Origin of the sequence: Erwinia sp. S38 (assembly GCF_016624545.1) — a bacterium.
Taxonomy (GTDB): Bacteria; Pseudomonadota; Gammaproteobacteria; order Enterobacterales; family Enterobacteriaceae; genus Erwinia; species Erwinia coffeiphila.
This window is the reverse complement of the sequence record NZ_JACVTS010000005.1, coordinates 111,876-123,859: the sequence shown is the minus strand read 5'-3', so window position 1 is coordinate 123,859 and position 11,984 is coordinate 111,876. Positions and strand designations below refer to the sequence as shown.

Sequence of the window (11,984 nt, the reverse complement as noted above, 5' to 3'; positions counted from 1 at the left end):
TGCCAACCCGCATTGCGGATAGGAAGAATGGAAAAAGTATGAAGAACTGGAGAATGCTGATCCTCGGTGCCGCGCTGACAGCCAGCACCGCGTTCGCAGCACCGCAGGTAGTTGATAAAGTCGCCGCTGTTGTTAACAACGGCGTGGTGTTAGAAAGTGATGTGGACGGCATGATGCAGTCCGTTAAAGGTCAGGCACAGCAGGCAGGACAGCAGCTACCCGATGATAAAACGTTACGCCATCAGATTATTGAACGTCTGATTATGGACAACATTCTCCTGCAAATGGCGAAACAGGCTGGCATTCAGATCAGCGATGCCCAGCTGGATCAGGCCATTGGCAATATCGCCGCACAAAATAAAATGAGCGCCGATCAGCTGCGTAGCCGCCTGGCCTACGACGGTATCAACTACGCCACCTACCGTGAGCAAATCCGTAAAGAGATGCTGACTTCAGAAGTGCGCAATAACGAAGTTCGCCGCCGTGTCACTATTCTGCCGCAGGAAGTTGACTCCCTGGCAACGCAGATGGCCTCGCAGAACGATGCGGGCACCGAGCTGAACCTCAGCCACATTCTGCTGCCGCTGCCGGAAAACCCTTCACAGCAGCAGGTTGACGATCAGGAAGCGCTGGCGCGTAAACTGGTTGAAGAAGCCAAGGGCGGCGCTGACTTCGGTAAGATGGCCATCACCTACTCCGCCGATCCACAGGCGCTGAAGGGCGGTAACATGGGCTGGGGCCGTATTCAGGAACTGCCGTCACTGTTCGGCCAGGCGCTGATTACTGCCAAAAAAGGCGACATTATCGGTCCAATCCGTTCCGGCGTTGGCTTCCATATCCTGAAAGTGAACGACATGCGCGGCGACAGCCAGAGCATCTCCGTAACCGAAGTGCATGCCCGCCATATTCTGCTGAAGCCGTCACCAATTATGACCGATGACCAGGCTCGCCAGAAGCTGCAGGAAGTTGCCAACGAAATCAACAGCGGCAAGCTGAGCTTTGCCAATGCGGCTAAGCAGCTGTCACAGGATCCGGGCTCTGCGAATCAGGGCGGCGACCTCGGCTGGGCTTCTCCGGAAACCTTCGATCCGGCCTTCCGCGATGCGCTCCTGCGTCTGCAAAAGGGCCAGATGAGCGCCCCGGTTCACTCTTCTTTCGGCTGGCATTTAATTCAGCTGCTGGATACGCGCCAGGTGGATAAGACCGACGCGGCGAAGAAAGAGCGGGCTTACCGCCTGCTGTTCAACCGCAAGTTTGCGGAAGAAGCACAGACCTGGATGCAGGAAGAGCGTGCGGCCGCCTACGTGAAGATTCTGGATGCCAATGCGCAATAACTTTCGCGTCGTTATCACGCCCGGCGAACCCGCCGGGATTGGTCCCGATTTAATCGTTCAGCTGGCCCAGCAGGCCTGGCCGGTTGAACTGGTTATCTGTGCCGACTCCGAGCTGCTGCGCACCCGCGCGGCAGCTTTGCATTTACCCCTGACCCTGCGTGAATACCAGCCGGATATGCCCGCTCAGCCTCAGAGCGCGGGCACGCTGACCGTATTGCCGCTGCCGCTGGCACAGCCGGTGACCGCCGGTGAGCTGTGCGTGGACAACAGCCATTACGTGCTGGCTTCCCTCGCCCGCGCCTGCGATGGCTGTCTGAACGGCGAGTTTGCCGCGCTGATCACCGGACCGGTCCACAAGGGTGTCATTAACGATGCCGGTATCCCATTCAGTGGCCATACCGAATTCTTTGCCGAACGCGCGGGCTGCGATCGCGTGGTCATGATGCTGGCAACGGAAGAGCTGCGCGTAGCGCTGGCAACCACACATCTGCCGCTGAAGGACGTTTCCGCCGCCATTACGCGTGAAAGCCTGCATGAAGTGATTACAATTCTGCATGCCGATCTGCAAAGTAAGTTCGGCAGCCGGGAACCGCATATTCTGGTCTGCGGGCTGAATCCCCACGCCGGAGAAGGCGGCCATATGGGCCGCGAAGAAATTGATACCATTATCCCGGCGCTGGACGAACTGCGTCAGCGCGGGTTAAACCTGACCGGCCCGCTCCCTGCCGATACGCTGTTCCAGCCCAAGTATCTGCAAAATGCAGACGCGGTACTGGCGATGTATCACGATCAGGGCCTCCCGGTGCTAAAATATCAGGGCTTTGGCCGCGCGGTGAACATCACCCTCGGTCTGCCATTTATCCGCACGTCTGTCGATCACGGTACGGCTCTTGAGCTGGCCGGAAGCGGGCAGGCCGATGCGGGCAGCTTTAAAACGGCGCTTAACCTCGCCATCACCATGATTAAGAGCAGTAATGAATAGTCGCGTCCATCAGGGCCATTTTGCCCGCAAACGTTTTGGCCAGAACTTCCTTAACGATCAGTATATTATCGACAGTATTGTCAACGCTATCCACCCCCAGCGCGGCGAGGCGATTGTCGAAATCGGCCCCGGCCTTGGCGCACTGACCGAGCCGGTTGGCGAGCGCATTGACGAAATGACCGTGGTAGAGCTTGACCGCGATCTGGCTGCGCGCCTGCAAACCCATCCGTTCCTTGGCCCGAAACTGACGATCTTCCAGCAGGATGCGATGACCTTTGATTTTGCGGCGCTCGCCGCAGAAAAAGGCCAGCCGCTGCGCGTGTTCGGCAACCTGCCGTATAATATTTCCACGCCGCTGATGTTCCACCTGTTCAGCTACGTCGGTTCAATTCGCGACATGCACTTTATGCTGCAAAAGGAAGTGGTGAATCGTCTGGTTGCCGGTCCGGGTAGTAAGGCGTATGGTCGTCTGACGGTAATGGCGCAGTACTACTGCCAGGTGATCCCGGTGCTGGAAGTCCCGCCGGAGTCCTTCACCCCGGCACCGAAAGTTGATTCCGCCGTAGTGCGTCTGGTGCCTTACGCCACGCTGCCTAACCCGGTAGAAAGCGTTCGAGTGCTGAGCCGCATCACGACAGAAGCCTTCGGTAAACGCCGTAAAACGCTGCGCAACAGCCTGGGCCATCTGTTCACGCTGGAAGCGCTGGAAGAGATGAATATCGATCCCACCCTGCGCGCCGAGAACATTACGGTGGCGCAGTACTGCCAGCTGGCTAACTGGTTATCTGCGAATCCACAGCCGCAGGAGAGCTGAATATGAACGATACGCCCCGTGTTTGTGTACAGGTACAGAGTGTCTATATCGAGTCGCAGTCCGCACCTGATGAAGATCGCTATGTTTTTGCCTACACCATCACCATCCGCAATCTGGGGCGTGTTTCCGTTCAGCTTCTCGGCCGCTACTGGCTGATCACCAACGGTAACGGTCGTGAAACCGAAGTTCAGGGCGAAGGCGTTATCGGTGAACAGCCGCATATTGAACCCGGCGGCGAATACCAGTACACCAGCGGTGCAGTGCTGGAAACGCCAATGGGCACCATGCAGGGCCACTATCAGATGGTGGACAGCGAAGGCGAAAAACTACGGGTGGATATCCCGGTATTTCGTCTGGCCATTGCCAGCCATATTCATTAATCCGCTCTTTTCCCTTCAGCCTCTACTACCCTGCTTATCGCCGGGGATCGCCAGGGCTGCTTTCATATTTTCAGGACAGATGCATGAGTACTTATCTAATCGGGGATGTTCACGGCTGCTATGACGAGCTGCGGTCGCTGCTGGGTCAGGTTGCCTTCGATCCGCAGCAGGACCAGCTATGGCTGACCGGTGATTTGGTCGCGCGCGGTCCGGACTCACTGGAAGTACTGCGTTTTGTGCGTTCGCTGGGAGACTGCGTCAGACTGGTGCTGGGCAACCACGATTTGCACTTGCTGGCAGTGTATGCCGGCATCAGCCGCAATAAGCCCAAGGATCGCATTTCACCCCTGCTCCAGGCGGACGATGCCGATGAGCTGATCAACTGGCTGCGTCGCCAGCCGCTGCTGCAGGTCGATGAAGAGAAAAAGCTGGTCATGGCGCATGCTGGCATCACACCGCAGTGGGATATTGAAACTGCCAAAATGTGCGCACGAGAGGTGGAATCGGTACTGAGCAGCGATACCTATCCTTTGTTCCTTGATGCCATGTACGGTGATATGCCCAACAACTGGTCGCCGGAGCTGAGTGGCCTGGCACGGTTGCGGTTCAGCAGCAACGCCCTGACGCGGATGCGCTTCTGCTTCCCCAACGGTCAACTGGATATGATCAGTAAAGAATCGCCGGAAAGCGCCCCGCCACCGTTAAAACCATGGTTCAACATTCCGGGCCCGGTCTCGCGTGAATACACCATCGTATTCGGCCACTGGGCGTCGCTGGAAGGTAAAGGGACTCCGGAAGGAATTATTGGCCTGGACACGGGCTGCTGCTGGGGCGGCACGCTGACCATGCTGCGCTGGGAAGATAAGCGGGTATTTACCCAGGTTTCCAGCCGCGAAAGTGAAATCCTGTAAGCACGGGCCTTGTTTAAAGCAAAAGGGCGGACAGCATTGTCCGCCCTTTTTAACTTCTCACGATTAACGACGATCGTTAACGACGGTCCAAAATCTCAAAGCAGAAGCTGTGGGAGTTTTTGTCGTCAGCATCGTGGAACTCGCTGAAGGTTGACTGCCACTCGTCCGGCTCATAGTCAGGGAAATGGGTATCCCCTTCCACTTCCGCATCGATGTGGGTCAGATACAGGCGATCGGCACGCGGCAACAGCTGCTCGTAAATACGACCACCGCCAATCACCATCAGTTCTTCAACATCACCAGCGGCTTTCAGCGCGTCTTCGATAGAAGTCACCCAGGTCACCCCTTCCGCATCGCCTTTTTTACTGCTAATCACGATATTCAGGCGTCCCGGCAGCGGGCGACCAATGGATTCCCAGGTACGACGCCCCATCACCACCGGCTTGTTCAGGGTGTGGCGCTTAAACCAGGCCAGATCCGCTGGCAGATGCCACGGCATGGCATTTTCCATCCCAATTACACGATCGGCCGCCAGGGCCGCAATCAGGCTAATCATCATATAAAACTCAACAGGGGTAAAATTGGCGCCATCATACGGAAAGGCGAAAGTTTCGTCGATAGCAAAGCGTAGCTTATTCAGTAAAGGTTTATCAGGTTATCGGTTGCGTCACTTTCCCCACCATTTTCGCCATGAAATTCCCCGACGGCGTGCTAAAATTCTGCTTTCGTTAAGATGCAGACCACCATCATGTTAGAAACCAGTTTATTTGTCGCGACCATTGCGGCACTGGGAATGCTCTCTCCCGGACCCGATTTTTTCCTGATTATCAAGAACGCCGCTCGCTATCGCCGCAGCGCGGCGCTGATGAGTGCACTCGGCGTTAACTGCGCCGTCGCCACCCATATGGCCTACTGCGTCGCCGGACTGGCGGTGGTGATCACCACCACGCCGTGGCTGTTTATGCTGCTGAAGTATGCCGGTGCGGGCTATCTTATTTACATCGGCATTCAGGCACTGATTTCTCGCGGCGGCAGCAAGATGGATCTCAGCCAGGTTGCCCCGGAACAGACCTCGCTGAAGAAAGCGTTCCTGCAGGGCTATCTGTGCAATCTGCTGAACCCCAAGGCCACGCTGTTCTTCCTGTCGATCTTTACCCAGGTACTGAGCGTGAATTCCGACATCAGCGAAAAACTGCTGTATGCCGGTATCATCCTTGGCCTGTCGGCGCTATGGTGGCCGCTGCTGGTGGTGCTGATCCAGAGCGCTCCGGTGCGTCGCGGGCTGGCTAAGGCCCAGCGCATTGTTGATAAGCTGCTGGGCGGCGTGCTTATCGCGCTGGGTATCAAGGTCGCGCTTTCCTGACCGCTACAGGCGGATCTGGCTGTCCGCATCAAACAGCTGCACTCGCGCCACGTCCAGCGCGATACCGATGGTATCCCCGGCCTGTGCACCCGAGCGCAGCGTGCTGTAAATCATCAGCGGGATGCCGTGCAGCGTGCCGTGAATCAGTTCGGACAGCCCGGTCGGCTCCACCAGCGACACCTGTAGCGGCAGCGCGCCCTCGTCGGCCAGATCGCACAGCGTAATATTTTCCGGGCGAATGCCGTAAATCACCTCTTTACCTGCCGCGATGCCATCGCGTTCGCCCAGCGGCAGCACCAGTCGGGTATTCACTTCCACACACGCGCCGCGATCGCCTCTCTGTACCCGCCCGTTAATAAAGTTCATCGGCGGGGAACCGATAAAGCTGGCGACAAATTTATTCGCTGGCGTGTCGTACAGCTCCAGCGGCGTGCCCACCTGCTGAATCACCCCGTGATTCAGCACCACGATGCGATCGGCCAGCGTCATCGCCTCCACCTGATCGTGGGTGACGTAAACAATGGTATTACTCAGCTGCTGATGCAGTTTTTTTATCTCCACCCGCATCTGCCCGCGCAGCTGAGCATCAAGGTTAGAGAGCGGCTCATCAAACAGAAACACCTGCGGCTGGCGCACAATCGCCCGTCCCATCGCCACGCGCTGGCGCTGGCCGCCGGACAGCTCTTTGGGCCGTCGATCCAACAGGTGCGTCAGGCTGAGGATCTCCGCCGCGCGCTGCACCGCTGCATCAATTTCCGCCTTCGGGCGCTTTTGTACTTCCAGGCTGAAGCCCATATTGCGCGCCACGGTCAGGTGCGGATAGAGCGCATAGCTCTGAAACACCATTGAGATATCGCGATCCTTTGGCGCAACCTGATTCATCAGGCGGCTGCCGATGCGGATATCCCCGCTGCTGGCCAGCTCCAGCCCGGCGATGGTGCGCAGCAGGGTGGATTTACCGCATCCCGACGGCCCTACCAGCACCACAAACTCGCCGTCGGCGATAGTCAGATCGATATTGCGCAGCACCTCAACGTTGCCGTAGCGCTTCTGGATTTGAGACAGAGAAATTTGAGCCATAACGATTATCCTTTTACCGCGCCAGCCGTCAGCCCCTGGATCAGGTAGCGCTGAATGAAGGCGAAAAACAGACAGGCGGGGATCAGCGCCAGCACGGCGGCGGCCATCATATCTCCCCAGGAAACGGCGAATTTAGACACGAAGCTCAGCAGACCGACCGGGAAGGTCATCACTTCGTTTTTATTAATCAGCATCAGCGAGAACAGCAGTTCGCTCCACGCGGCGGTAAAGACAAACCCCAGCGTGGCGGCCATCCCCGGCAGGGTCAGTGGCATCAGCACCCGATACAGCGCCTGGAAGCGGGTGCACCCTTCCAGCATCGCGGACTCTTCCAGATCTTTCGGGATCGCATCGAAAAACGACTGCATCAGAAAGGTGGCAAACGGTACGTTGAACGCGCTGTAAACCAGGATCAGACCGAACAGACTGTTGGTCAGCCCCAGCGGCGCCATCACCTTATAAATCGGCGCCAGGATCATCACCAGCGGGAACATCTGGGTAAACAGCAGCGCCGCAGCCATCACCGTTTTGCCGCGAAAGCCAAAGCGGGAAAACGCGTAGCCCGCAGCGGCCGCCACCACAGTCGACAGCGCAGCGGTGCCGAACGAGACGATCAGACTGTTGGTGAAGAAGGTCGGGAAGTCACTCTCCACCAGCACCCGGCGGAAGTGGTCCAGGGTCAGCGACGCTGGCCACAGCCGGACGCCCTCGCTGAACAACAGGGGATCGGGGGTCAGCGAAATTTTGATCACCCAGTACAGCGGGAACAGCGCAAATAACAGATAACACAGGATACCGGCACGATGGCCAATCAAACGTAACAGAGCACTCATCGTCGCCTCCTTATTTCAACAGACGCTGGCGAATGCGTAGCAGCACCAGCGCGTAGCAGGTCATCAGCACCAGCAGGAATACCGCCATCGCCGAGGCATAGCCGAAGTCCAGCTTGCGGTAGGCGGTGGTAAAGATGTAGCTGGAGAGGATCGAGGTGGAACCGGCGGGGCCGCCGTCGGTCATCACCACGATCAGATCGGCAAAGTTGGCGATCCAGATGGTTCGCAGCATCACGGTAATCGCGATCATCGGAGCCAGGAACGGCAGCGTCACGCGCTTAAACTGCTGCCAGCCGCTGGCACCGTCCATCGACGCGGCTTCATAGAGATCCTTCGGGATCGACTGCAAGGCAGCAAGCAGAGTGATGGCAAAAAAGGGAATGCCAAACCAGACGTTGGCGATCACCGGTCCGTACAGTGCCAGCTGCGGATCGGAGAGGATATTGTACGGCTCGCTGAGCACGTGCAGATCCACCAGCCAGTGCGGCAAAATACCGATTACCGGGTTAAGCAGCCACGACCAGGTCAGGCCGGATAAAAATGCCGGTACTGCCCACGGCAGAAACACCAAGGCCTGCGCCCAGCGGCGCAGCGGGAACTCGCGATTCAGCAGCAGCGCCAGCCCCAGGCCCAGCGCGAACTGCAGCGCCAGCGAGGTCAGCGTCCAGTTCACGGTATGGCCCAGCGCCTTAAAGAACCGCCGATCGTCAAACATCTGGCGAAAGTTATCCAGACCGACCCAGCCGCTGTCCATGGGATTCAACAGCTGAATATTCTGGAAGGCGTAGGAAATGCCGATCATCATCGGCACAAAAATAAACAGCCCGATCAGCACCAGCGTCGGGCTGAGGTAAAGCCACGGCTCGGCCAGCATACGCAGGCGAGCAAAGCGCGGAGCGCTGGCGACGCGGCCAGCGGGGGTATCAAGCATCATAGGGCGTCTCCGTAAAGGCTCCCGCCTGAGCGGGAATCACTGTTATTGCGTGGCCAGCCAGGCCTTCTGCTCTTTCGTCAGGTATTTCGCCCAGTCCTTGACCATGGATTCCGTATCATTCTGATCCAGCAGGGTTTCCTGCGAGCTTTCCTTCACAATCACCGAGTTAAAGTAGCCCCAGCCTTTCAGATGCGTCGGCATGGTCAGCGGCACGTAGTTCGGGCTGTTCAGCTCGGCAAACCAGCCGGCAAACTGCGGCGAGTGGTAGTAAGGATCGTTTTCCGCGCCCTTGTAGATCGGCAACGTACCGACGAACTTCGACCAGGTGAGGTTGTTTGACTCGCTGCTGAGGAACTGGATCAGCTGCCAGGATTGATCCTTCTGTTTTGCCTGTTTGAACACCGACCAGCCGGTATAGCCAATGGTCGGGAAGGCTTTACCCGACGGGCCAACCGGCATCGGAGCTACGGCAAAGTCCTCGGCAGGCATGCTGTTTTTGATGGCGATCAGCGCATCCGGGTCCTGATCGAGCATCGCGCATTTACCGGAGTAGAAGCCGGAAACGATCTCGTTAAAGCCCCAGTTCACGCTATCCTTCGGTGCGCCGCCGCTCTGGTACATATCCACCAGCAGCTGCGCCCCCTTCAGCGCTCCGGGCTGGGTCAGCGTGCTGTTACCCTGTTTATCGAAGAAGTCCGGCGAGCCGTTCATCGCCGCCATAAACATCATCCACGCGTTGGTGCCGCCCACGCCACCGCGCATGCAGTAGCCGCTGATGCCGTTGCCCAGCGCGCTGATTTTCTTCGCATCGGCAACAAACTCATCCATGGTTTTCGGCGCTTCGCTCAGGCCCGCCTGCTGGAACAGCTTCTTGTTCCAGAACATCGCCCGCAAATAGAAGCCGTAAGGGATCATCGTCGCTTTACCGTTGGCGGCACGCGCCATCGCCAGCGCCTTGTCGGTCAGCTGCGGCGTGGCAGACCAGCTTTTCAGCTGCGGCTCCAGGTCTTCCAGCATATTGTTGCTGGCGTACAGCCCCTGCCAGGTATCCGGCATCTCCACTACGTCCGGCACCTGGCCGCTTTGCAGCATGGTGCCCAGCTTTTCAAACGCCTGGCCCCACGGCAGCGAGATCACCTCGATTTCCGTTCCCGGATGCTGTTTCTTGTAGTCCGTCAGCATCTCCTGCAAAACGGCGGTCCTTGCCGGGCTGGTGATCACCTCTACCAGCGTCAGTTTGGTGGCGGCCTGGCTAAAGACCGCGGCACCCATTCCCAGGGCGGCGACCACGCACTGGCATAACAAAGCGCGCATAGGATGTTGCATGATGATGACCTCTGGTTAGATGAAATGTCCCGCCGGGCGGGGTTTAGCGTGCGGCGGCAATCGCCTGCTGCAAGTCGAGCCACAACTCTTCCGTCTCTTCCAGACCGATAGAGACGCGCACCACGCGGGGCGACACGCCAAAATCGCGAGCGGAATTAAACTCTCCTGCCTGGTTGAGCACCGAGATCGCCGGCATCACCAGGCTCTCAAAACCGCCCCAGCTCACGCCCATATGGAACAGGCCAAGCGCATTACAGAAGCGGGGAATATCTACCGACTCATCCAGTTCGAAGGCAAACAGCCCGCTGTAGCCGCTGAGGGCGGAGGAAGGCAGCGGTTCAAGACCGGGGTGATAAACGCGGGTGACCTGCGGATGCGCCAGCAACTGCCGGGCAATGCTCAGGGCGCTCTCCTGATGCTGACGCATACGCAGCGGCAGCGTTCGCAGGCCGCGGATCAGCAGCCAGGCTTCATTAGCCGACAGCTTGCCGCCGAGGAACGGGCTGACCCCGCTGGTGATAGCGGCAATGCGTTCGCGGCTGGCAATCACCAGTCCGGCCACCACATCGCTGTGGCCGCTGATGTATTTCGAGGCGGAATGCACCACGATATCGATACCCAGCGTCAGCGGTTTTTGATACAGCGGCGACGCCCAGCTATTGTCGATAATGGTGGTGACGCCCATCGACTGCGCCAGTTCGGCCAGCGAACGCAGGTCCTGTTCGCCCATCACCCAGCTACTCGGGCTTTCCAGATACAGCAGTTTCGCGCCGGACAGCGCCGCTTTAACCGACTCGAGCGACTCACCGTCGACGAATTCGCTGCGAATACGGAAGCGCTGGCAGAAGCCACGCAGGAAACGATAGGTATCCGGGTAAACGTGATTGATACACACCACTTTGTCACCGGGCGATACCACGCTGAGAATGGCGTTGCTGATCGCCGCCATGCCGCTGCTGAATGCCAGGCAGGCTTCCCCCTGCTCCAGCTTCGCCACCTTTTCCTGCAGCTCTTTCACCGTCGGGTTATCCACGCGGGAATAGAGCGGCTGATCGCTGTCGCCACGGAAGCGGGCAATCATGCTGTCGTAGTCGCTGAAGCTGAACAGCGAAGACTGGTAAATCGGCGGCGATACGGCCCCTTTGTCATGACGGGCATCGTGGGTTAACTGGGTCTGGTCACTACGCTTTTCTGGCTGCATGGATCACGTCCTTCATGTCACGTTCGGTTATGTCGAGAATCAGATGGCTGACGCGCTTTGCCTCATCGGCATCGCGCTGCTGTATGGCCTGAAACAGTGTGCGGTGTAGCGGAAACGAGTCGCTGAACAGCGCCTGCTCGGGCGGGGATTCAAAAAAGGCGTGCAGGGTGTCGTACAGCCCCACCACCATATGCAGTAACAGCGGGTTGTGCGCCGCCTGGTAAATACTGGAGTGAAATAGCCAGTCCTCCGCGCCGGCGGAACCGACGGCCAGGTGTACGCGCTCCATCTCCAGCAGACGCTGTTCAATCAGCAACAGGTTATCCGCCGTGGCGCGCACCGCCGCCAGTGCGCAGGATTCGGTCTCAATAATCCGGCGGACCTCCAGCGCGTGCAGCATGTTTTGTGAGTCGTTTTTGAAGCGCAGCGACAGAAAACTGTCATTGCTGGTGACTTCGGCCTGCAGAAAGGTGCCGCTGCCCTTACGCCGCATGATAATGCCCAGCGTTTCCCAGCGTTTCAGCGCTTCGCGCACCGTATTGCGGCTAACGGCAAGCTGCTCTGCCAGCACCCGCTCCGGCGGCAGGCGCTCGCCGATCTGCATCCCTGACTGCGCGACGTAGCGCGTCAGCGCATCAAGCACCAGCACATCGCTGTGCTGTACGGCTATCGGTGCCAGTGCGGTGGGAAGTGATGACATGCTGCCTCCTGAAATTGGTCCAACAACTCAACCTGATTCAGATAAGGCAATTTTGATGCCAAAAGTTAACATGCTGATTTATAAGAAAAGAGACGAGGAATAAGCAAATCTTCTGATCGGCAAGAG

At 58.1% G+C, this 11,984-nt stretch carries 13 protein-coding genes; 6 read left to right on the top strand and 7 right to left on the bottom strand.

Translation table 11 applies throughout. The features are described 5' to 3' along the window. Nucleotides 1–38 precede the first annotated feature (38 nt). The 5 genes from surA to apaH all read left to right on the top strand — a co-directional run bounded on the left by surA (nt 39) and on the right by apaH (nt 4,421). Nucleotides 39–1,334 carry a peptidylprolyl isomerase SurA gene (gene surA / locus IBT46_RS07750; protein ID WP_200545156.1) on the top strand — a complete coding sequence of 432 codons (1,296 nt, stop codon included), beginning with the start codon at nt 39–41 and terminating at the stop codon, nt 1,332–1,334. After that, the gene (gene pdxA / locus IBT46_RS07745) at nt 1,324–2,316 is read left to right on the top strand and encodes a 4-hydroxythreonine-4-phosphate dehydrogenase PdxA (RefSeq protein ID WP_200545155.1); all 993 of its coding nucleotides are present in this window, start codon (nt 1,324–1,326) and stop codon (nt 2,314–2,316) included. Before surA ends, pdxA begins: the two co-directional genes overlap by 11 nt. After that, a complete protein-coding gene (gene rsmA, locus IBT46_RS07740) occupies nt 2,309–3,130 on the top strand; it encodes a 16S rRNA (adenine(1518)-N(6)/adenine(1519)-N(6))-dimethyltransferase RsmA (RefSeq protein ID WP_200545154.1) in 822 nt (273 codons plus the stop codon). The genes pdxA and rsmA overlap by 8 nt, the downstream gene beginning before the upstream one ends. Nucleotides 3,131–3,132: 2 nt before the next feature. Next, nucleotides 3,133–3,510, top strand: a complete 378-nt coding sequence (gene apaG, locus IBT46_RS07735) for a Co2+/Mg2+ efflux protein ApaG (RefSeq protein WP_200545153.1) — start codon at nt 3,133–3,135, stop codon at nt 3,508–3,510. An 83-nt stretch (nt 3,511–3,593) separates the two neighbouring features. Beyond that, a complete protein-coding gene (gene apaH, locus IBT46_RS07730; RefSeq protein ID WP_105594756.1) occupies nt 3,594–4,421 on the top strand; it encodes a bis(5'-nucleosyl)-tetraphosphatase (symmetrical) ApaH in 828 nt (275 codons plus the stop codon). A gap of 76 nt (nt 4,422–4,497) precedes the next feature. Here the strand turns inward: apaH and folA are convergent, their stop codons facing one another. Beyond that, entirely contained in the window at nt 4,498–4,980 is a 483-nt protein-coding gene (folA, locus tag IBT46_RS07725; RefSeq protein ID WP_200545152.1) for a type 3 dihydrofolate reductase, read from the bottom strand. Nucleotides 4,981–5,169: 189 nt separating this feature from the next. Between folA and IBT46_RS07720 the strand changes: the two genes are divergently transcribed. Further along, nucleotides 5,170–5,784 (top strand): LysE family translocator, encoded by a 615-nt coding sequence (locus IBT46_RS07720; protein WP_200545151.1) that lies wholly within the window; start codon nt 5,170–5,172, stop codon nt 5,782–5,784. Nucleotides 5,785–5,787: 3 nt separating this feature from the next. On the opposite strand, the gene IBT46_RS07715 is transcribed toward IBT46_RS07720, so the two are convergent. Genes IBT46_RS07715 through IBT46_RS07690 form a run of 6 tightly spaced genes read right to left on the bottom strand, consistent with a single transcriptional unit; the run spans nt 5,788 to nt 11,858 of the window. Beyond that, nucleotides 5,788–6,864 (bottom strand): ABC transporter ATP-binding protein, encoded by a 1,077-nt coding sequence (locus IBT46_RS07715; RefSeq protein ID WP_200545150.1) that lies wholly within the window; start codon nt 6,862–6,864, stop codon nt 5,788–5,790. A 5-nt stretch (nt 6,865–6,869) separates the two neighbouring features. After that, nucleotides 6,870–7,697: a carbohydrate ABC transporter permease gene (locus IBT46_RS07710; protein WP_105594759.1), complete on the bottom strand. Its 828-nt coding sequence runs from the start codon at nt 7,695–7,697 to the stop codon at nt 6,870–6,872. A gap of 10 nt (nt 7,698–7,707) precedes the next feature. Next, on the bottom strand, nt 7,708–8,631 hold the full coding sequence (locus IBT46_RS07705; RefSeq protein WP_123337309.1) for a carbohydrate ABC transporter permease: 924 nt from the start codon (nt 8,629–8,631) through the stop codon (nt 7,708–7,710). Nucleotides 8,632–8,673: 42 nt separating this feature from the next. Continuing rightward, a complete protein-coding gene (locus tag IBT46_RS07700; protein ID WP_234471978.1) occupies nt 8,674–9,957 on the bottom strand; it encodes a sugar ABC transporter substrate-binding protein in 1,284 nt (427 codons plus the stop codon). A 43-nt stretch (nt 9,958–10,000) separates the two neighbouring features. Further along, nucleotides 10,001–11,158, bottom strand: a complete 1,158-nt coding sequence (locus IBT46_RS07695; protein ID WP_200545149.1) for a PLP-dependent transferase — start codon at nt 11,156–11,158, stop codon at nt 10,001–10,003. Then, a complete protein-coding gene (locus IBT46_RS07690; protein ID WP_200545148.1) occupies nt 11,139–11,858 on the bottom strand; it encodes a FadR/GntR family transcriptional regulator in 720 nt (239 codons plus the stop codon). The genes IBT46_RS07695 and IBT46_RS07690 overlap by 20 nt, the downstream gene beginning before the upstream one ends. Nucleotides 11,859–11,984: the final 126 nt, after the last annotated feature.

Bases quoted from the DNA above. Each gene is read 5' to 3' on its own strand.
- IBT46_RS07710 (WP_105594759.1), bottom strand. From the start codon at position 7,697: ATGAGTGCTCTGTTACGTTTGATTGGCCATCGTGCCGGTATCCTGTGT.
- pdxA (WP_200545155.1), top strand. From the start codon at position 1,324: ATGCGCAATAACTTTCGCGTCGTTATCACGCCCGGCGAACCCGCCGGG.
- IBT46_RS07695 (WP_200545149.1), bottom strand. From the start codon at position 11,158: ATGCAGCCAGAAAAGCGTAGTGACCAGACCCAGTTAACCCACGATGCC.
- IBT46_RS07690 (WP_200545148.1), bottom strand. From the start codon at position 11,858: ATGTCATCACTTCCCACCGCACTGGCACCGATAGCCGTACAGCACAGC.
- apaG (WP_200545153.1), top strand. From the start codon at position 3,133: ATGAACGATACGCCCCGTGTTTGTGTACAGGTACAGAGTGTCTATATC.
- IBT46_RS07700 (WP_234471978.1), bottom strand. From the start codon at position 9,957: ATGCAACATCCTATGCGCGCTTTGTTATGCCAGTGCGTGGTCGCCGCC.
- IBT46_RS07720 (WP_200545151.1), top strand. From the start codon at position 5,170: ATGTTAGAAACCAGTTTATTTGTCGCGACCATTGCGGCACTGGGAATG.
- folA (WP_200545152.1), bottom strand. From the start codon at position 4,980: ATGATGATTAGCCTGATTGCGGCCCTGGCGGCCGATCGTGTAATTGGG.
- surA (WP_200545156.1), top strand. From the start codon at position 39: ATGAAGAACTGGAGAATGCTGATCCTCGGTGCCGCGCTGACAGCCAGC.
- rsmA (WP_200545154.1), top strand. From the start codon at position 2,309: ATGAATAGTCGCGTCCATCAGGGCCATTTTGCCCGCAAACGTTTTGGC.
- IBT46_RS07705 (WP_123337309.1), bottom strand. From the start codon at position 8,631: ATGATGCTTGATACCCCCGCTGGCCGCGTCGCCAGCGCTCCGCGCTTT.
- apaH (WP_105594756.1), top strand. From the start codon at position 3,594: ATGAGTACTTATCTAATCGGGGATGTTCACGGCTGCTATGACGAGCTG.
- IBT46_RS07715 (WP_200545150.1), bottom strand. From the start codon at position 6,864: ATGGCTCAAATTTCTCTGTCTCAAATCCAGAAGCGCTACGGCAACGTT.